The organism is uncultured Psychrobacter sp. (assembly GCF_947488565.1).
Lineage (GTDB): Bacteria > Pseudomonadota > Gammaproteobacteria > Pseudomonadales > Moraxellaceae > Psychrobacter > Psychrobacter saeujeotis.
This window is the reverse complement of record NZ_CANKZC010000002.1, coordinates 37,159-57,559: the sequence shown is the minus strand read 5'-3', so window position 1 is coordinate 57,559 and position 20,401 is coordinate 37,159. Positions and strand designations below refer to the sequence as shown.

Genomic DNA, 20,401 nt, shown 5'->3' with positions numbered 1-20,401 from the left:
CGAATATATTTATGTATAGGTATGTTGTATTGAGTCAATAAGCAACTATTGAAAGCAAAAAACGATAAGTACAATTTATTAAACTGTAAAAACCTCCCAATTTTTCAAGGATAGATTATGAAACAGTTATATCGTGTACTTCCTATTGTACTAAGTGTGGGCTTATTTGGTTGTGGCAACTCTAATAATGCAGGCAATACAACTACGCAAGAAAACGCAACAACGACCAGTCCAACAGTGGCAGAAAACAAAGATACTTTTGTCAGCAAATTACCAGATGATGCTCCAGTAGTTAAAGTAGCAACGACAGGGACCATGCCTCCGTTTTCCTTTCAGGATGACTATGGAAATATGCAAGGTATTGATATTGATGCTATCCGTGCTATTGGAGAAGAGCAAGGTTTTAAAGTCGAGTTTTATAAAGAAACTTGGCAAGACATGTTTGATAGCGTAGAGACTGGCGGTCGTGACTTGGCGGTATCAGGTATCTCTTATAAAGACGATCGTAACGTAAAGTATGGCTTGTCCACACCTTACTTTTTTAACCCATCAGCCATGATGTACTCAAATAAAGACTTAGACTTGAAGCGTTTAGAGGACTTAGGAGGATTACATGTTGCTGGTATGGAAGGTGCAAAACCTGCAGAGCAACTAAAAGAAATTGGCAAATATGGTGAGCTTTCTACAAGAACCACAGCCTTTTTACTATTTGAAGACCTACTGCAAAACAAGGTCGACGTTATCCTACATGATTTGCCTATTTTGCAATACACCGCTAAAACCCATCCAGAGTATGACGTTACTATCGTACCGTATGAAGGTGAAGATACACCTTCAGCACAGCAGGTTGTACTAATGGCAAAGGATAACACTCAGCTTATCGACACTGTTAACGAAGGTATCACCAAACTTAAAGCAGAAGGGACCTTTAAGACAATCGAAGAGAAATGGTTAGGTGAAGCTCAATCTGACGCCCAAACTACTGAGCAAGCAAACTAAAGGACTTTCAACATGGCAACCACACATAATGTCGATAATAAGCGTTATCAAGGTCTGATTATATCAATTGCATTGTTCTTGTCGTTGATCGGTGCTTTGCTTGCGTTTACATTTTATACCTCAAGCTTATTAGAAAGAAACACAGTATTAATTGATCAAACCAACCAAGTTGCCAACAGTGCGCAGGCGGTGATCAAAGACTTGTTTGACTTGGATAATAGCTACGGTGAGGATACCAACTCTCCTCATATGCAGCGAGTTTTTGAGCGTTTAGAGCAGAATACTGGATTGATTACTAACTCTATTACGGCTATCGGACAAGGTGGTACGATTACTGATATCGATGGTGATACTTATGATTTACCGCAAGTTGATAGTAAGGCACAAGCCAACATCGTAGCAGCTAGTGAGCAATGGCAGCTTTTAGAACCTAAAATTCAAGCGTATCTAAAAGATGCTGATAATATTATGGTTGACTCTGCTGATGAGTTAACGCAAGCAGTCGAACAGGCAAAGACATCAAGTTTGCTTATTAACGACTCTTTAGACCAATTGACTGATGATGTATTTACGAGTGCTGAAAACCAAGCCAATACTATTCGTCTGGTTCAGATACTTGGTGTTGCAGCAATCTTTGCCTACTTTTTGATCTTTGTATTCTTCTTTGTACGTCGCCTACGTGAAACAGATGCTGAAGCATTAGCAGCACGTCGTGAAACCCAAGAGATTATGCAAACGGTTAATACCGGCCTGTTCTTGCTTGATAAAGACTTAAATATTGGTCAGCAGCATTCAAAGGCACTCAATAAGATTATTGGCTCTGATAGCTTAGCAGGAGAAAACTTTGCCAGCGTACTACGCGGCCGTATTTCTGATAAAGATCTAACGACCACACGCCAGTTCGTTGAGCAGCTATACAATCCACGTGTTAAAGAAAAACTGGTTAACGATCTAAACCCCCTACACAAAGTATTGCTACATAACACCACTAGTGAACAGGGTTTGGACAGCCGCTTCTTAGATTTTAGATTTTCACGAGTTTATGAAAATAAAGACATTGCTCGTATTTTGGTCAACGTTAACGATGTATCAGACGCTGTTCATCTAGAACAACGTTTAGAGAAAGAACGTTCACAAAATGACATGCAGATTGAGATGTTAACAACCATCTTAAATGTAAATCCAAAAATCATTAATGAGTTCATCACTAACACCAAAACGCATATTGAAAAAATCAACAATATCTTAAAAAATCCTGGCAGTACGCAATATGAGCTTGAGGTTAAATTAAACGCTATCTATCGTGAAATGCATAGCTTAAAAGGTGAGGCCTCAGCATTAAAGCTACACAGCTTTACTAAGATTGCATCAGAAGCAGAAGATCAGCTCAACGTGCTACAAAATCAGGGCAAGCTATCTGGTAATGACTTCCTGCCTTTAGCAGTACATTTGGATGATTTGCTCAGCTTGTCTAACACTATCGAGACATTGGGTGAGCGTATCAATCGTACAGCGCCAGCTAGCGCAGCATCAGATGTACATGAAGCAGTAGTCCAAAATCAAGCAACAGATCTGTCAATAGATGGTTCAGAAATTGCAGGCAATGAGATTGACTTGGATGAAGAAGCTGACGGTCATTTGCTCGATTATTATCATGATTTTGCACAAGATATCGCAGCAAGACAAGGCAAACAAGTACAACTTGATAGTGCTACTTTGGGACAAATCAAGATACCAGAGCACCTTAAAAAGACGGTAAAAGAAATCAGTATCCAGCTGCTACGTAATGCTGTGGTACACGGTATTGAAACGCCTGATGTGCGTCAATCAGCTGGCAAGTCTGCTGTCGGTACAATTGGTCTTGAGATGCAAAGTAGTGGTCAAGATTTTATTGTGACCTTACAAGATGATGGTCAAGGTATCGACTATGATGGTATTCGTGAAAAGTTAGTCAAGCAAGGTCGTTTCGATGTCGAAGAGGCAAAACAACTTGATCGTAATGGCCTGTTAAAACAGCTGTTTTCTTCTGGATTTTCTACGAAAGAAGATGCTGACGAAGATGGTGGTCGCGGTGTTGGTTTAGACATCATCAAAGCTCAAGTAAAAGAATATGATGGTAAGCTCAATGTAAATAGTGAGCACGGTAAGATGACACGTTTTGTCATTACGCTGCCTAACGCTTAATTAAGGATAATAAATACGTTATGTATAAACTAATGATTGTTGATGATTCCAATATCATTCGAAACCGCATCCAGCGGGCTTATGACTCAGGGAACTTTATGTTGGTTGCGTCGGCAACCAGCGGTGTTCAAGCTATTGAGAAGTTCAATACGCATCGTCCTGATGTCATTACTATGGATTTAACCATGCCACAGATGGATGGTCTTGAATGCATTGAAAAGATCATCGCTATTGATCCTGATGTACGAATTTTGGTGGTATCGGCATTGTCAGATAAATCTACGGGCATCGAAGCATTATCGCTTGGTGCTAGTGGGTTTTTATGTAAACCTTTTTCAGAAGAAGATCTCGTAGAGTCTTTATATGAGCTGGTGCAAGACTAATATCACCTAACGACCTAAGCAGATGTCATTATGAAAGAACAAAAGCTACAGATTTTTTTGAACATTATTAGTAACTATTTTAATCAGTTCGGTGGTTCAGAACTCATCGCTGATACGCCTTATTTGTTAGAAAACAAACAGCCAAAAGTTCACGACTATACAGGTGTGATTGGAATATCAGGCGTCCAAAAAGGTGTGGTGTATTTTTCAGCAACACGCGAGTTACTGACTTCTTTATTAAACAGTATGGGCGAAACTGAAAATAGTGAAGAGATTTACATGGATCTAGCTGGCGAAGTGGCTAATACTATCGCCGGTAATGCACGCAATGAGTTTGGAGCCGAGTTTCATATCTCTGTCCCATTCGTATTTAAAGGCGCACCGCAAAGTATTGTATTACCTAGCGATGAACGTTCCTTTATTATTCCTATTACTTGGCTATCGCAAGTTGGCGAAATTGTAGTTTGTCTGCAGGATTAATTATGTTGCTGACATGTGTTGGATATGGACAATAATATATTATGGTTAAAGTAGAAAAGTTAGGTGTGTTCCTAAGTTCGATTAATGCATTTTTTGCACAAATTGATGACGCACAAGTGGCTATTAACACCCCTTATTTGAATAACAACAAAAGCACTATCGGTTATGATTATAGCGGTGTTATCGAAATATCAGGTCCTCTTGAAGGCTGCGTTTATGTGAGCGCTCCCAGCAATATGCTGCGCCAAGTGATCAAAATAATGGGTGAGCCTGACTCATCGATTACAATGATGAAGGACTTACTTGGTGAAATGGCCAATACGATATCTGGTAATGCTCGTACCGAATTTGGTCCAGAGTTTATTATCTCACCGCCTCATATTGTTCAAGGTGCACCAAGTGTGTCTTATTTGCCAAAAGAGCGTCATAGTTATATTACCAATTTTACATGGCGTGGTTATGAAGCAGTCATAGGTATTTGTATCGCTTAAGCTAATCAATAAATTGGCCATCATCAAAAAACGACGTATACGCGTCGTTTTTTTATGCTTGTTTGATTTTTTGTGTTCTCTTAATAAGTCATTGGTTTTATTGTCTGTTATTTAAGTATGTAACACATATCGTCAAAGTAATTGTTTATAATTGATAGGCAGTTATGATAAAATACAGCGCAGCTATTTTTAGAATATACTTTTTTTAAGTAATAGCTTAATTTTTAAATCAACCAATGACACACACATCATGGTAAAAAATTACTGGGTGTTTGGTGACTTGATTAATTTGCATACAGTGGAGTATTACGACGTTGCATTGATATAGTGTGTAACGTAAGCAAATGCGTGTCGCTAAATAGGTAGTTTTTGTGATGTGGAGGCATAACCCAACCAATAGGATATTTAACATGGCTACAAACAATCCAACCAAAATTGAGATGCGCGACTTATTACAAGCTGGCGCTCACTTCGGTCACCAGACACGTTTTTGGAATCCAAAAATGGGTCCTTACATCTTTGGTGCACGCAACAAAATTCACATCATCAACCTAGAGCATACTGTCAAAGCATTTAATGAAGCATTGACTTATGTAAACGGCTTAGCTGCTAAGAAAAACAAAGTATTGTTTGTTGGTACTAAACGCGCTGCTAGCGGTATCATTCGTGAGCAAGCTAGACGCGCTGGTATGCCATATGTTGATCACCGCTGGTTAGGTGGTATGTTGACTAACTGGAAAACACTACGTCAGTCAATCACTCGTCTAAAAGAGCTTGAGAAGCAAAGCGAAGACGGTACGTTTGCTAAGCTTACTAAGCGTGAAGCGTTAGAGCGTACTCGTGATATGGAAAAACTTGAGCGTTCATTAGGTGGTATCAAAGATATGGGCGGCCTACCTGATGCAATCTTCGTCGTTGACGTCGATCATGAAGCGATCGCGATCAAAGAAGCTAAGAACCTAGGTATTCCAGTTATCGGTATTGTTGATACAAACTCTAATCCAGACAACGTTGATTATATTATTCCAGCAAACGACGATGCTATTCGCGCTGTGACTTTGTATGTATCTTCTATTGCTGATGCGATTATCGCTGGTAAAGAGTATGCACAGACTCAAGCTGGTGGCAAAGCTGACCAAGAGCAAACTGCACAGCAAGCTTCTACAACTGAAGAAGCACCAGCTGAAGATAACGCAGACGCTACAACGCCAGCAGAATAAATGACTGCTCGTTAAGGTCTAACGTTGAAAGGATATTTTGATAGTGTATCTGTCTATATCCCTATATTCATATCAGGTTATTAACAACATATAAGCTTACAATAGGCATGATGCAGTTTGACTCGTCATGCTTTGTTGTTGATGGATAGCTCTTTCACAACTAAGTATAACTGTCTATGTTTCCCTTGTTATACATAGCTCGTAAATAGTAAAACATCAGCGACGTTAAGCTCCTCATACATAACAATACTAAGGTAACTCTTATGTCAGAAGTAAAAGTATCTGCCAAAATGGTAAAAGAATTGCGTGACCGTACTGGTCTTGGCATGATGGAATGTAAAAAAGCCCTGCAAGAAGCAAATGGTGATGTCGAAGTTGCTATCGATAACTTGCGTAAGTCTGGTCAAGCGAAAGCGGCTAAGAAAGCAGGTAACATCGCAGCTGACGGTGCTATTATCATTGCTCAAGGTGACAAAAAAGCATTTTTGTTGGAAGTGAACTGCCAAACTGACTTTGTAGCAAAAGATGATAGCTTCACAGCGTTTGCAGAAAAAGTTGCAAACCTTGCTCTAGAAAACAACGTGACTGACGTAGCTAAAATCTCTGAATTGCCTTATGGTGACGGTCAAACAGTTGAAGAAGCACGTGTGTCTTTAGTACAGAAAATCGGTGAAAACATTCAGGTTCGCCGTGTTGAAACTATTGAAGGCGACAATATCGCATCATACCGTCACGGTCTACGTATCGGTGTTGTGGTATCGTATGAAGGCGGCAATGAAGAAACTGGCAAAAACCTTGCCATGCACATCGCAGCGTTCAACCCTGTTGCTGTCAATGATGAAGACGTCTCAGCTGACGTACTAGCACGCGAGAAAGACATTATCGAAGCAAAAGCTAAAGAATCTGGCAAGCCTGATAACATCGTTGAAAAAATGATCGAAGGTGGTCTACGTAAGTACCTAGACGAAGTAACCTTACTACGTCAACCATACGTCATGGACAATGACAAAAAAGTAGGCGATGTACTAAAAGCTGAGGGTGTAAAAGTACTTGGCTTTAAACGTCTAGAAGTTGGCGAAGGCATCGAGAAAAAGCAAGAAGACTTTGCTGCTGAAGTTGCTGCGACCCAAGCTGCTAACAAGTAAGCTTTAAAATATATTACAGGTCGAGGTGGATGCTAAATAAGCAATAAGTTTGTATTTAGCATCCACCAACTGACTGTATTTAGATCCTAAAATAAAAAAGCCCGCTAATAGATGAGCGGGCTTTTTTGTGTACAGGTTTTAATATTTAAATATATGTCTTATTTTTAACATCAGCGCAAAGCGGCGTAGGCGGAATTGGCATAACTGGCACTGCCACTGTTGTTGCTAGTGCCGTAACTGACAGTTTGTATCCCACCACTATTGTTGTTGCTATTAACAGTAGCATTATTAGCGCTCATAGTATTATCAGACAGACCTGAGTCGTTTTTATATAAGCTATGGTAACGACTCATCACTTTTTTGACGTAGTTGCGAGTTTCTTTAAAAGGTGGTATACCATTGTATTTATCGACGTTACCTTCTCCAGCATTGTAACCTGCTATCGCAAACTCTATATTGTTGTTAAAACGGCGCATAAGCCAAGCAATGTATTTAGCTGAGCCTTCAATATTGTCAGCAGGATTCCAAGGATTGCTGACTTTGAAGCGACTGGCAGTAGCAGGCATCAATTGCATAAGACCTTGCGCTCCCACAGGAGAACGAGCATTGGGATTAAAAGCTGACTCAGTGTGCATCATCGCTTTCATTAGGCCTGGATCAACGCCATGCCGAGTAGCAGAGGCACGAATATAGCTATCATAAGCATCGCGACTACCACTTTTGCTAGCAGAGCTACTGCCATAGCTATTACTACTACTATCACCGTCATACATCTTTGAATCTTTATAATAAGTCACTTTTACTTTTTTAGTAAACTTATCAAAATTACCAGTCGGATTGACGTTCGTAAGTAGAACTTGGCCACCCTTATCTTTATATATGTACATGTTACCAGCTTGAGCGGTAACCGAAAGGGTAGATAGAGTGATAGCAGTCAACATAAAAGGAGACAGAAAACGGTTAAATAGAGGGGCAATTTTTATCATAGAAAATATCACTTTTTATCGAATAACAGCAAATTACTCTGCTTATAGGCGTAGTGTTTTATTTAATAAGGCCATTATTAGTATCTAAAGATTGTCACACCAATGACTGCCATAAATAGCCAACAAAATTACGTCTAACCAAAATCACTTGCAATAGATACAAAAGATAATAGTTGCTTACTATATCATAAAATAACTTTTAACCCTATAACCTTGATCTAGAATAAACACTAAATATTTTTAATAAATATTTAGAAAAATCAAACATTAACGTTATCTTTATTTTGAATGAAACTGATAAATACGTTTACTTATAATCTGATTACAAGGCTATAAGGACAAGCGAAAGACAAACAGTTATATAGGTTTAGTCATTTCTGATAGACATAAGTTTTTAAGAATAAGACACATATCGGGTTTGCGAGTGACTGGTTTTAAAAGTGACTGAGTTTAAGGTTGATTAACCTTATATGCTTTATAAGCACCAAAATTTAGATGCCTAAGGCACTGATAAAGATAGGCACCCAAACTGCTGTTAGTAAACCGTTGACTGCCAGTCCAAAAGCAGCATAACGTCCAGCGGTATGACTGATTTGCCAAGCTTCTACTGTACCAAACGCATGAGCGGCCAATCCTAATGCTAAGCCTTTAGCACGGTCATCGTCTATACCACGAAACAAAAACCGAGCCAGCATGCCGCCTATTAAACCTGACACAATGATAATTAAGTTGGCCATTGCTAAAGGCGCTTTTATCAAATCTGCCACACTAAGGCCAATAGGGGTCGTTACAGAACGGGTGGCGAAGGCTAATAAGGTGTCATGGCTTAACGAAAATAGATAAGCCAATGACATGGGTAGGAGGGCGCCGACCACACTAGCGATGATTACAATGATGGTCAAGCTTTTAACAGGTAACCCTTTAAAGCTCATAGCGGCTAGTGGCACAGCCAACAATACGGTGACGTAACCTAATAAATGGTCAAAGACAGGTTTGGCAACACTATAATAATCATTGTAATTCCACCGTGAAATAAATAAAAATACAATGACTAAGACGAGTGCAGTAATGACCATTGGTAACCAAGATATCTTCCTTGCTAATACGCGAGCAATAACGTGTGCGGCTAAGGTGAGTAATATCGCTGCCAAGGTAGCCATCAATACACTATCAAAGCTCATGCTGTCTCTCCTAAGCCTATTATGGCTTTTTATGCTCAGTAATAGTGTCGTCATTGATACTTACATCACGACTTAACCAACGATTGGCAAGTAGGCCAAGCCCCCAAAGAGGTATCAGCGTACTAATCAACATGGTTAGCATGACCCCCCATAGCTCATCACCTAACGCAAAAAGCAGTAAACCTGCGCCAGCTGATATTGGCAAAAATGCAAAGCCACTATCAACCAGTAGCGTGTTACTGGCTCTGGTCAGCCAGTTAGGTAAACCTTTGAGTATCCGCCATGCTACAAGAATAAAAAACATCGCTACCAAGCCGACTATATTGGCTGCTTTTTCAATACCCGCCCACTGACAAACAACAACGGCTGTTTCACGGACAATAATGACCATAGATAGTGTAATTATTAATGCAATCCATGGCGGCATAGACGAGGAGTGGGTAGCTTTCATAAACAATCCTTGCCAAAATAGCAATCAGTCAGTGTTGGCAATAAGGTAGAAGTTGCATTGTTGGCACAGAAAAAAGCGTTATAGCATAGAGCAGTAAGTACTATACAAAGATAACCAGACGCTTTATTGACTTTGCGATTGATTATATACATATTGAATAAACTAATAAACCTCGCTGAATGCACAGATTTAACTGGTAAGGTTTGAGCACATTAATAAGGCAAAAATACTTGTTCGCCAAACAATAAAAATGACTTAAAAAGGCCTGTACACGCAAACATCGCAGATACAGGCCGTTTTTAGTCCAAGTCTACATACCTTGTTTAACTGGCTAAGATGATGAATCAGTCGTTGAGGAGTCATCAATATCAACAGGCTCATTGATATCTTGACCATCCGTATTTCCAAAACCATCATCACTATTAATAGTCGTTGCTTGCTCAGCGTTAATAGCTTCTTCAAATGGCTCAAGCGTAGGCATCAGCAGGGTTGCTTGTGCTAACGGTAAGACATCGATCGGTGACAAGTTTGCTTGCCCTAATATTTGCTTGAGCCTATCACTTGGCAGACGAATGGTTAAGCATTCATGTCCTGTATCATCGTAGCTTTCTGCTTGAATAACTCCCAACTCATAGAGTGTGTTTTTGAGCTGACCGGCATGATAAGGAAGCGTCAAGTCAAACGTTGTCAATGTGCCCGTCAATAGCTGTTGCACAGCAAGTGACAGCTCTTCCATACCTAAGTTATCTTTTGAAGACACATAAACGCGGTTGGGTTTACCTTCAGTTGCATAACCTATATGGGCAGGCTCATCGGTTAAATCGATCTTGTTATAAACATTGAGTACAGGAACATCGTTATCAATCTCAGCCAAGACATCTTTGACAGCTTGAATTTGCTCATGCATATCTTCGCTAGAGGAATCAATAACATGTAATAACAAATCGGCCTCTAGCGTCTCCTCTAAGGTTGCATGAAACGACTCTACTAACTCATGCGGCAGATGACGAACAAAACCTACCGTATCAACAAGCACGACCCGACCAACACCTTGCCAGTCTAAGCGGCGCAGCGTAGGGTCTAGGGTTGCAAAAAGCTGATCTGCGGCATAGATGTTTTCATCAACCAAACGGTTAAACAAGGTCGACTTACCGGCGTTGGTATAGCCAACCAAAGAGATGGTAGGTACATCCGACTTTTGACGTTTAGCGCGACCTTGAGCACGAGTTTGCTTTACTTTATCGAGCTTATTTTTCAGCTGATTGACGCGCGTCTGTAACAAACGGCGATCGGTCTCAAGCTGAGTCTCACCTGGCCCGCGCAGACCAATACCGCCCTTTTGGCGCTCCAAATGCGTCCAACCGCGTACCAAGCGAGTAGACAAGTGGTTTAACTGCGCAAGCTCCACTTGCAGCTTACCTTCATAAGTACGCGCACGCTGAGCAAAAATGTCTAAAATTAAACCCGTACGATCAAGGACGCGGCATTTTACTAGGGTCTCAATATTACGCTCTTGCGAGGGCGATAAATTGTGATTAAACAGGACAATATCAGCATCGTGTTCACGAACCAGCTCAGCGATTTCTTCAGCTTTACCGCTGCCAACGAAGTATTTGGCATCGGGTCTTGAACGTGACCCAGTGACTAGGGCCAGTCGATCAGCCCCTGCCGAATCTGCCAACAACTCAAATTCGCCTAGATCATCAGGATCTTGGATTTGACGAATGTCTAAATGTACGATAATGGCACGCTCGCCACCTGAGTGTCTTTCAAAATATTCCAAAAATTCTCACCTCTGAATAGAGTAAATAAACCGCTACTATTGTATAAAAATATAGCATGTCAGCAGCGTTCAGTTAAGGTCTATATGTGGTCTGATGTCTTGATATTAAAGCGTATAAAAATAATTAGCGATGATTTTATGTTACAGCGCTTTTAGGATGACTTGCTATCGATGATATTGTTATCTCAACTTTTTTAGCAATAAATATAAAAACGGCTGATAAAATGGTATTAAATCTTGAGAAAACGAAGAACGTACTGGTTCCAAAGTAGCATAAGAAGACTGAGTGAACAAATCGTCACTGACTCACAAAACTTTGTTATACTTACCTCGTTTTTTGGCTTAAGTTTGTCCTTCATATAAGGGTATTAATCTTTAGGCTGAATCAACATTTTCATTTATCTAAGTATTAATTTGTTCAGGTAATTGTTTAAACCGTTATCTAATCATGAGGGGCACAGATGAGCCAATCTAAATCAAAGTTTTCGCTCAGAAAGCAAGTGGGCCGCGGCAAAAAAATAGCTGGCATGACGACGACTATCGCAGGCGGTATGCGTACAGCACAGCGTATTGGTGCTTTTCGTGAACCACCACGTGAGACGCTACCACGCTATATTCAGACTTTTTGTCGCAAGATGGCAGGCTCTTTCGGTGTCAAGATTGTCCAGGTTGAGCCTGTGCCGCAGTATCACGGCCTATGGGTATCTAACCATGTTTCGTGGATGGATATCCCTGTAGTTGGTACAGTGAGTCCCGCTTTCTTTTTGTCAAAGGCAGAGATTGGCGATTGGCCTATCTTTGGTAAGCTTGTCCATGCAGCAGGCACAGTGTTCATTAAGCGTGGCTCTGGCGATGTAGGCTCAGTAACAACGCAAATTGCCAGTTTTTTAAATGAAGGTTTTTCAGTTATATTCTTTCCTGAAGCGACCACCACTGATGGCAAAAAAGTGAAGCGTATTCACGGTACTTTATTACAAGCAGCAATCGACGCGGATGTACCGATTCAACCGCTTGTACTATGCTATGTTAATCAAGATGGTACCTTAAGTGAAGCACTGCCTTATTATGGCAAGCTTACGATGAAAGACAGTATTAAACGGGTCCTTGATAGTAAAAACGTGACCGCTTATGTACTACCACTTGAACCATTAGATCCAAACGGCTGCAGTAAGAGTGAGCTGACCAACGAGCTACAAAAGCGTATGCAAGAGGGTTTGACTGAATTACACTCAAGAGTACTTAGCACGTCACCTAACGCTTAAGACTTTATGTCTAATCTTGATAGGGATAGCATAAGAAAAGGCGCAAATCGCCATCATTATAGCGATTTGCGCCTTTTGATGTCAGCGATAGATAACATCATATTAGTAGTGTAAATACTAGTATAAGCGGTTTATGGAGACGGATTAGGCTGACGCGTCTGTACCGCTTCTATGGCATCTAGTACATCAGTGGTTAAGGTCAAATGAATACTGTCAATATTTGACTTTAGCTGCTCAAGGTTGGTGGCCCCAATGATATTACTAGTGACAAATGAGCGTGAGTTAACAAAGGCCAGTGCCATCTGTGCCATATCTAAGCCTGCATCTGCGGCTATCTTAGCGTACTGGGCGGTTGCTTCTTGTGCTTGCTCATTAACATAGCGCTCAAAACGATCATATTTCGTCAGACGAGCGCCTTCTGGACGTTTACCATCCAAATACTTACCTGATAGGACGCCAAAGCCAAGCGGAGAGTAGGCGAGCAGACCAACGTTTGAGCGGTGTGCAATCTCCGCCATGCCTACTTCATATAAGCGGTTAAGTAGGCTGTACGGGTTTTGTACCGTAATCGGCGCTTTTAGTCCATTTTTATCCGCTTCCCATAAATAGCGCATTAGACCCCAAGCAGTATCATTCGATAGCCCATAAGCACGAATACGACCTTTTTTAATTTCATCATTTAAAGCACTGATGGTTTCCAAAAACGGCGTGAGGTCTTCTAGTGGCTGCGCTGCCATATCTTCAGTATAACCACGCTGTCCAAAGTAGTTGGATTGGCGTTCAGGCCAATGCAACTGGTAGATGTCGATATAATCTGTTTGTAGACGCTCAAGATTACTATCAATCGCGCTACTGATTTGCTCAGCATTAAAACGCGTTTGACCGTCACGCAAAAAGCTCATCGGTGACATTTTGCTGGCAAGTATGACCTTGTCACGCTGTTTGGTTTGGTTAAACCACGTACCGACGTAACGCTCTGTGTCACCTTGCTTATCTTTGTCTGGTGGTGATGGGTACATCTCAGCTGTATCCCAAAAGTTTACCCCTTCGCTGAGCGCCATGTCCATTTGCGCGTGTGCTTCAGTTTCAGTGTTCTGTTGGCCCCAAGTCATCGTACCTAGACAGATTTTAGAGACTTGTTCATCGATTTGTGGAAGCGTCTGATATTGCATATAAATGTCCTTTTGAAGATTGTTTTTGTTCTCTAGAGTACGTTTCATTATTACATTAGTTGGACGCCAGTCACCCCAGGTGGGGTAACTTTAAAAACTTTGACCTTAAACAGCACGGATTGACCAGCAAGAGGATGATTGAAGTCCACCTCTATCTCATCGTCATTGATGGTACTGATCGTACCTGGCAAGGTGTTTTTGCCTTTGTCTTCAAATTCGACCAACATGCCAACTTCTGGATTATCAGTGACTAAAGCGAACTGAGTGCGTCTAAAGAGCTGGATGTTTTCAGGATTCCATTCACCAAAAGCCTGCTCAGGCTCAAGATGGGCTGAGCGAGTGTCACCTGCACGTAGATTCATCAGTACCTGCTCAAAACCTGGCATTAAACTCTCATCGCCGATGGTAAGCTTGACAGGTGAATCACGATGAAAGGTTGAGTCAACGATGGTACCGTTCTCTAGAGACACTTCAAAATGAAGCTTAACAAGGCTGCCGTGAGTAATACGTGTGTCTTCATTTGGATTGATAAATTGGGAGTCAGTCATAATCAGGCGCCATTAGTCATAAAAGTAATGAGGAATTATTTGATGTGTATAGTGTAAGAAATGATAAGACAATTAACCATTAATGTAAGCGTTAATAATGTAACCTAAATAGTGTACAATATTTGACTGTTTAATACAGAGGCAAAAACAGATGGCAGATAGGCAACAGGGCACGATTAAAAAATGGCAAGACGATAAAGGTTTTGGCTTTATTAATACTGATAATGATGAGTCCGTATTTTTTCATATCAGTGAATTTAAAGCACAGCGTCGCCCTAAGATTGGTGAGTCTGTCATCTTTACGGTCGGGCAAGACGACCAAGGTCGTATGCAGGCAAGACAAGTACAAGAGCTTGAATATTTACAACAACAGATGGCGAAGAAAAACAGTCAAATCCGTAAACGTAATCAACAACGCACGGCACAAGCTGAGTTTGAGGATGGGCAAAAAAAACGTTTGCTCTTGGGTATCGGTTTTTATGGCGTGCTTATACTACTTGCATTGACCAGTGAGATAAGTTGGCTGGTGGTTGCATGGTATATAGCACTAGGATTTATTACTTATATAATGTATGCCAAAGATAAAGCCGCAGCCCAAAGTGGCGATTGGCGTACGCCTGAATCAACGCTGCACCTGCTTAGCATGCTTGGTGGCTGGGTCGGAGCGATGGTCGCACAGACGTATTTGCGACACAAATCACAAAAGCCTGAGTTTCGTATGACCTATTATCTGACGGTCATTATCAATTTAGCAGGGCTGCTCTTTGTCATCATGGGCGACAGCTTAGAGTTTTTAACCGAGTTATTGTAGAGCGTTGGTTTAAATTTGCGCCAGTATTCGCTCATAAACGGCTGCATCTGAGGCTGAAAAACAGCAAAAAATCACTTCACGTATTGAAAAATCATCCAGTGGTTCTAAACCGTTTTGCGCGTACTCTTTGACCGTATCAATTGCGACTTTGGCCGCTTTATCAATGGGGTAACCGTAGACGCCTGTACTAATAGATGGAAAGGCAATACTGGTGAGACCTTTTTGAGTTGCCAATTCTAAAGATTTTCGATAACAGCTGGCAAGTAGTGCTTGTTCGTTACTACGACCGCCATGCCAAACAGGGCCTACAGTATGAATCACATACTGGGAGGGCAAGTCAAATGCTGGACTGATTTTAGCATCGCCAGTCTGGCAGCCATTTAATGTACGGCAATACTCAAGTAGCTTAGGTCCCGCTGCCCGATGAATTGCACCATCGACACCGCCGCCACCAAGCAAACTTGAGTTGGCAGCATTAACAATGGCATCGACGTTTAAGGAGGTGATGTCCGCCTGTAATACTGACAAAGTCACAGCATTAGAGGGCTCAATATTAGGATTTTTAGAAGCAGAAATTTTCTTTTGATAAATAGGTCTTGATTGAGTGTTTGACATAGAAAAAACCTTTTTATTAGTTCAATAATATTATTTTATAACTTATTCTAAATTATTTTCCATCGTTTGCTTGTATGTTATATGGTTATAATAAGTTGTATTTTATCAGCTCAATTCTATAGATCTATAAACAACGAAACAGATAAATGGACTTTAATCATAACAAGGTAGATTATAATGATTACTCTGTACAAATATACTCAGCCAAGTCGAGCAGAGACTGTGATTTGGGCACTAAGCGAGCTTGACCTAGATTATGAAGTTAAAGAGATAGATGCCAAAAAGAGTGAACAAAGAAGTCCTGAGTTCCTAGCAATCAATCCTTTTGGAAAAATCCCAGCATTAATTCATAATGACAAAGTATTTACAGAATCTTTGGCTATCATTGAATACCTTAATGACTTGCATCCTGATAAACCACTCACACCTAACAAAGACGATGAGAGTTACGCAGAGAAAAACTATAAACTGCGTCAAGTCATCTCCTTTGGCATGATTGAGCTGGAAAGTTATCTATGGATATTGACCAAAATTAAAGTTTTACAAAACTTTGAGAGCTGGCCTGAGGGTACGGCTGATAACTGCATGAAGTGTATCCAAAATGCGCTACCCATTGCTTACGCTTGGTTAGACGGGCAGGACTATATAGCAGGGGACAGCTTTACGCTGGCAGACATTTATTATCATCAGCTGTTTTCATGGGTAAAAATGTTGGGAGGTGAATTACCCGAGCATATCAAGGCTTATCTTAAGAAGTTATCAAAGCGGGAAAAGTTTCATGGTAGGTAAAATAATAACGTATAGCAAGAGCAGCTCCAACACCTTAACTTATCGAAAATAACAGGTAAAAGAAAAGGTGGGTTACGTACTCGTAAACCCACCTGCCAAATCTAAAAACTATCTACGATTATAATTGCTAAACTTCACGCTTCTTTTCTAAAAACAGCATATCAATGACAATCAATGCCACGCCAATGCTAATACCCATATCAGCAATGTTAAATATCGGATAATGCCAGACATCCGCATTATGCACATGGATAAAATCAATCACATGACCATGTAGCAAGCGATCGATTAGATTACCAACCGCACCGCCAAGTACCAGTGCTAGACCTGTAGATAGCAGCTTGGCTTGGCGTGGGGCTTTTATCAGGTAGCCGATTAAAAACAGCGACATGATCAATGCAAGGCCCGCAAAAAACCACTTTTGCCAACCGCCAGCATCGGCCAAAAAGCTAAAAGCAGCGCCATAATTGTATGCTAAGGTCCAATTAAGAAACGGCTCGATAACGGGTACGGGCTCATGGAAAGTCAGCTTAGTTTCAGCTAGCCATTTTGTCCATTGATCAACGACAAGCACAGCAAGCGACAGCAAATACCACATAAAGGCACGACTGCCATTTGCGATAACTTTTGGTGTTTTAGTCAAGCGTCCTTTGGGCGTTGATGAACTACCCGTAGTTGCATGTGCAGGTTTGGGTGATCCGTCGGCCTCAACCTGTGGCGACTGGTTTTCAGTTGAGTCCGTTGGATTAGGCATAGTGACGCACCTCGCCATCGCCTGCGACGTTGGTTACGCAGCGCGCACATAATTCAGGGTGTGCTGGATCTGTACCGATGTCATCACGGATATGCCAGCAGCGCACACATTTTGTGCCAGTAGCCGCGCTCACATTGACAGTCAAGTCGGCTGATGAGCTGTCTTCTGTTTGCTTAGCATCGTTAGGCGCTTTAGCTATCGGAGCCAAAGTCGCTTTACTGGTAATCAATACAAACCGCAATTCTTCACCAAGTTTTGCTAGGCTCTCATGCATCGCGCCATCGGCATACAGGGTGACGTCAGCGGACAAATTAGCATTAATGATCTTATCGCCGCGTGCAGTCTCGATGTTTTTATTGACCATGTCTTTGGCTTGCATGATACGTTGCCAGTCCTCACTACTGATGGCACTGAGCTCGAATGCTGGGAACTCGTACCATTCTTGGGTAAACACATAGCCGGCGTCTTGCCCGTTTTTACCTTGCAATACTTCCCAAGCTTCTTGAGCAGTAAACGACAAAATCGGCGTAATCCAGCGAATGAGTGCATGAGCAATATGATAAATAGCGGTTTGCGCAGAGCGGCGCGGCTGTCCGTCAGTTTGAGTGGTGTACTGACGGTCTTTAATAATATCTAAATAGAAGCTGCCCAAGTCTTGCGAACAAAACGCGGCAATATGCTGGGTGACTTGGTGAAAGTCCATGGCATCATAAGCACTGACAATTTGTGCTTGTACCGCTTGCGTACGTTTAATAATAAATTTATCAAGGCTGACCAGCTCGTCCATAGCAATGCTATTAGTCTGAGGATTAAAGTCGTCGGTATTGGCAAGCAAAAAACGCAAGGTATTACGGATACGGCGATACATGTCGATTGCGCCTTTAAACACCGTCTTACCTGCGCTCATCTCATAGCGATAGTCGCTAGAGGCGATCCACAAACGCAGCATATCTGCGCCTGTTTTATTAATCTCGTCTTGTGGCGTAATGATATTGCCAAGTGACTTACTCATCTTGCGGCCGTTTTCATCAACGACAAAGCCGTGGGTCAATACTTGCTTAAACGGTGGGCGCTCGTACATTGCTTCAGACGTTAATAGTGAAGTCTGGAACCAACCGCGATGCTGATCAGAGCCTTCTAGATACATATCAGCGGGGTTGGTCAATTCATCACGCTGTTCAAGTACCGCAAAATGCGTCGTCCCTGAGTCAAACCAAACGTCTAAGGTGTCAGTAGACTTGTCGTAATCAGCAGCTTCATCGCCTAGATAGTCTTTACAGCTGGCATCAAACCAAGCTTCAACGCCACCTTTGGCGATGTTTTGTGCGGCCATCTCCATCAGCTCAAGCGTCTTTGGATGCAGCTCGCCTGTTTCTTTATGAGTAAAAAAGGCAATCGGTACGCCCCAGGTGCGCTGACGTGAGATGCACCAGTCAGGGCGACCTGTCATCATAGATTCAATGCGGTTTTGCCCCCAAGCTGGCGTCCAATTGACTGATGGGATATCGGCAAGCGCTCGCTCGCGTAAACCTTTGGTCTCCATGTTGATAAACCACTGCGGCGTTGCGCGAAAGATAATGGGCGACTTATGGCGCCAGCAATGCGGATAGCTGTGTTCAATCTTGGTATGACTAACGAGATGACCGTTGTCATGCAAAGTGGCGATGATCTTTGGATTGGCTTTATAAATGTGCTCACCGGCGAATACCGCCGCGCTGTCCAAATACACGCCCGTACCGCCCACTGGGTTTTCAACTGGTAAGTTATACTTAAGGCCCACGATATAATCGTCAAGACCGTGACCAGGAGCAGTATGTACCAGACCTGTACCACTATCGGTAGTCACGTGATCGCCTAAGATAAACGGTACTTGACGATCTACAATCAAGGGATGCTGAGCACGCAAGCCTTCAAGCTCGCGTCCTGATACGGTAGCCAATACGCCTTCATCACTGAGTTTAAGCTCGGTTAATGCGGTTTCAACCAGATCAGTCGCGAAGAGAAAATTACCTTTTTCAGTTGCGACTATACTATAGTCATGCTCAGGATGTACTGAAATCGCTTGGTTAGCAGGTAGCGTCCACGGCGTGGTTGTCCAAATGACAGCGGCAATGTTGCCATCAATTTCACTTAGCGCCGTAACCTTTTCGGTATCCAAAACATCAAAGCTGACATAGATAGCGTCAGAGACTTTATCTTGATATTCAACTTCTGCTTCAGCTAAGGCAGAGCTACAATCCAAGCACCAGTTCACAGGCTTCATGCCGCGGGTCACATGACCATTGTCGTATATTTTAGCCAGTGCGCGTACGATATTAGCTTCTTGCGCAAAGTTCATGGTTAGATAAGGGTTATCCCAATCACCAAATACCCCTAGACGCTTAAAGTCCGCTTTTTGCAATTCAATCTGCGTGCTTGCGTATTCACGACACAGACCACGGAATTCAGTGGCAGAGACTTTTTGTCCGACTTTACCGATTTTGGCTTCCACCTTTTGCTCGATAGGCAAACCATGACAGTCCCAACCGGGCACATAAGGCGCATCAAAGCCTGATAGCGTTTTTGATTTAACGATAATGTCTTTAAGCACTTTGTTGACTGCATGACCTAAATGAATCTGACCGTTTGCGTAGGGAGGGCCATCATGCAAAATATACTTGGTTGCGCCTATACGTGCTTGACGAATTTTACCGTACACATCGTCAGCTTCCCATGCTGCAAGCCAATCAGGTTCACGTTTGGCAAGATTTGCACGCATGGCAAAAGGTGTGTCAGCAAGATTTAGTGTGTCTTTATAGTCGATAGATTCGGTCATAGTCTTCGTCTTTGTCTCTATTTATACAGTGGAAAGATAAGGGTTGGGATGGAATATATTATGTGGTGACTTATAAACCAGCAGACAGGTTTAGCAAAATCAAAGCTACTCATTATAGGGTAAAAGAGGGACTAAAAATAGGGGCTATCATGCATGGGGCTAACCGACAACATCAAGCGATTATTAGGACAAAAATGGTGTGAAGGCTTGAGTTATAGTTAAGTATCTTGCCATGACAATAGGCTAAAAGGTTAGATTTCGGTGTAGCTTACAACAGAATGCCAGTATAGACCGCGCAGTCAGCAAACTGTTGTATGAATAGAAGAAAAGGT

The 20,401-nt window shown here is 41.9% G+C and carries 19 protein-coding genes; 10 read left to right on the top strand and 9 right to left on the bottom strand.

Going from position 1 to position 20,401, the window contains the following annotated elements; all coding sequences use genetic code 11:
* Window positions 1–117: 117 nt before the first annotated feature.
* The 7 genes from Q0890_RS04520 to tsf all read left to right on the top strand — a co-directional run bounded on the left by Q0890_RS04520 (window position 118) and on the right by tsf (window position 6,902).
* Window positions 118–999, top strand: coding sequence for an ABC transporter substrate-binding protein (locus tag Q0890_RS04520; protein ID WP_299218112.1), 882 nt, complete (start codon window positions 118–120; stop codon window positions 997–999).
* 12 nt (window positions 1,000–1,011) lie between these two features.
* A complete protein-coding gene (locus tag Q0890_RS04515; RefSeq protein WP_299218110.1) occupies window positions 1,012–3,183 on the top strand; it encodes an ATP-binding protein in 2,172 nt (723 codons plus the stop codon).
* A gap of 20 nt (window positions 3,184–3,203) precedes the next feature.
* Window positions 3,204–3,566, top strand: coding sequence for a response regulator (locus Q0890_RS04510; RefSeq protein ID WP_299218108.1), 363 nt, complete (start codon window positions 3,204–3,206; stop codon window positions 3,564–3,566).
* A gap of 30 nt (window positions 3,567–3,596) precedes the next feature.
* Window positions 3,597–4,046: a chemotaxis protein CheX gene (locus tag Q0890_RS04505; RefSeq protein WP_299218107.1), complete on the top strand. Its 450-nt coding sequence runs from the start codon at window positions 3,597–3,599 to the stop codon at window positions 4,044–4,046.
* Window positions 4,047–4,087: 41 nt separating this feature from the next.
* Complete coding sequence (locus tag Q0890_RS04500) at window positions 4,088–4,537, top strand: chemotaxis protein CheX (protein WP_299218105.1); 450 nt, start codon at window positions 4,088–4,090, stop codon at window positions 4,535–4,537.
* A gap of 410 nt (window positions 4,538–4,947) precedes the next feature.
* Window positions 4,948–5,757, top strand: a complete 810-nt coding sequence (gene rpsB, locus Q0890_RS04495) for a 30S ribosomal protein S2 (RefSeq protein ID WP_299218103.1) — start codon at window positions 4,948–4,950, stop codon at window positions 5,755–5,757.
* Window positions 5,758–6,020: 263 nt separating this feature from the next.
* On the top strand, window positions 6,021–6,902 hold the full coding sequence (tsf, locus tag Q0890_RS04490) for a translation elongation factor Ts (RefSeq protein ID WP_299218101.1): 882 nt from the start codon (window positions 6,021–6,023) through the stop codon (window positions 6,900–6,902).
* Between the two features lie 170 nt (window positions 6,903–7,072).
* Here the strand turns inward: tsf and Q0890_RS04485 are convergent, their stop codons facing one another.
* From Q0890_RS04485 to hflX, 4 genes are all read right to left on the bottom strand, one after another.
* The gene (locus tag Q0890_RS04485) at window positions 7,073–7,888 is read right to left on the bottom strand and encodes a lytic transglycosylase domain-containing protein (RefSeq protein WP_299218099.1); all 816 of its coding nucleotides are present in this window, start codon (window positions 7,886–7,888) and stop codon (window positions 7,073–7,075) included.
* A 491-nt stretch (window positions 7,889–8,379) separates the two neighbouring features.
* A complete protein-coding gene (locus tag Q0890_RS04480; RefSeq protein WP_299218097.1) occupies window positions 8,380–9,069 on the bottom strand; it encodes an LrgB family protein in 690 nt (229 codons plus the stop codon).
* A gap of 19 nt (window positions 9,070–9,088) precedes the next feature.
* A complete protein-coding gene (locus Q0890_RS04475; RefSeq protein WP_299218095.1) occupies window positions 9,089–9,520 on the bottom strand; it encodes a CidA/LrgA family protein in 432 nt (143 codons plus the stop codon).
* A gap of 331 nt (window positions 9,521–9,851) precedes the next feature.
* On the bottom strand, window positions 9,852–11,303 hold the full coding sequence (hflX, locus tag Q0890_RS04470; protein WP_299218093.1) for a ribosome rescue GTPase HflX: 1,452 nt from the start codon (window positions 11,301–11,303) through the stop codon (window positions 9,852–9,854).
* A 461-nt stretch (window positions 11,304–11,764) separates the two neighbouring features.
* Between hflX and Q0890_RS04465 the strand changes: the two genes are divergently transcribed.
* The gene (locus Q0890_RS04465; RefSeq protein ID WP_299218091.1) at window positions 11,765–12,565 is read left to right on the top strand and encodes a 1-acyl-sn-glycerol-3-phosphate acyltransferase; all 801 of its coding nucleotides are present in this window, start codon (window positions 11,765–11,767) and stop codon (window positions 12,563–12,565) included.
* Window positions 12,566–12,696: 131 nt separating this feature from the next.
* Here the strand turns inward: Q0890_RS04465 and Q0890_RS04460 are convergent, their stop codons facing one another.
* Both Q0890_RS04460 and Q0890_RS04455 read right to left on the bottom strand, forming a co-directional pair.
* On the bottom strand, window positions 12,697–13,737 hold the full coding sequence (locus Q0890_RS04460; RefSeq protein ID WP_299218090.1) for an aldo/keto reductase: 1,041 nt from the start codon (window positions 13,735–13,737) through the stop codon (window positions 12,697–12,699).
* 50 nt (window positions 13,738–13,787) lie between these two features.
* Complete coding sequence (locus tag Q0890_RS04455) at window positions 13,788–14,285, bottom strand: peptidylprolyl isomerase (RefSeq protein WP_299218088.1); 498 nt, start codon at window positions 14,283–14,285, stop codon at window positions 13,788–13,790.
* Window positions 14,286–14,436: 151 nt separating this feature from the next.
* Between Q0890_RS04455 and Q0890_RS04450 the strand changes: the two genes are divergently transcribed.
* Window positions 14,437–15,096, top strand: coding sequence for a DUF1294 domain-containing protein (locus tag Q0890_RS04450; protein ID WP_299218086.1), 660 nt, complete (start codon window positions 14,437–14,439; stop codon window positions 15,094–15,096).
* A gap of 9 nt (window positions 15,097–15,105) precedes the next feature.
* Here the strand turns inward: Q0890_RS04450 and Q0890_RS04445 are convergent, their stop codons facing one another.
* Window positions 15,106–15,711, bottom strand: coding sequence for an O-acetyl-ADP-ribose deacetylase (locus tag Q0890_RS04445; RefSeq protein ID WP_299218084.1), 606 nt, complete (start codon window positions 15,709–15,711; stop codon window positions 15,106–15,108).
* 177 nt (window positions 15,712–15,888) lie between these two features.
* On the opposite strand from Q0890_RS04445, the gene Q0890_RS04440 reads away from it, so the two are divergent.
* Window positions 15,889–16,500 (top strand): glutathione S-transferase family protein, encoded by a 612-nt coding sequence (locus tag Q0890_RS04440; protein ID WP_299218082.1) that lies wholly within the window; start codon window positions 15,889–15,891, stop codon window positions 16,498–16,500.
* A gap of 127 nt (window positions 16,501–16,627) precedes the next feature.
* Here Q0890_RS04440 and lspA read toward each other — a convergent pair whose 3' ends face one another.
* Together lspA and ileS are read right to left on the bottom strand one after the other, a co-directional pair.
* On the bottom strand, window positions 16,628–17,254 hold the full coding sequence (gene lspA / locus Q0890_RS04435; protein WP_299218080.1) for a signal peptidase II: 627 nt from the start codon (window positions 17,252–17,254) through the stop codon (window positions 16,628–16,630).
* Window positions 17,247–20,069, bottom strand: a complete 2,823-nt coding sequence (gene ileS / locus Q0890_RS04430) for an isoleucine--tRNA ligase (RefSeq protein ID WP_299218078.1) — start codon at window positions 20,067–20,069, stop codon at window positions 17,247–17,249. Before ileS ends, lspA begins: the two co-directional genes overlap by 8 nt.
* Window positions 20,070–20,401: the final 332 nt, after the last annotated feature.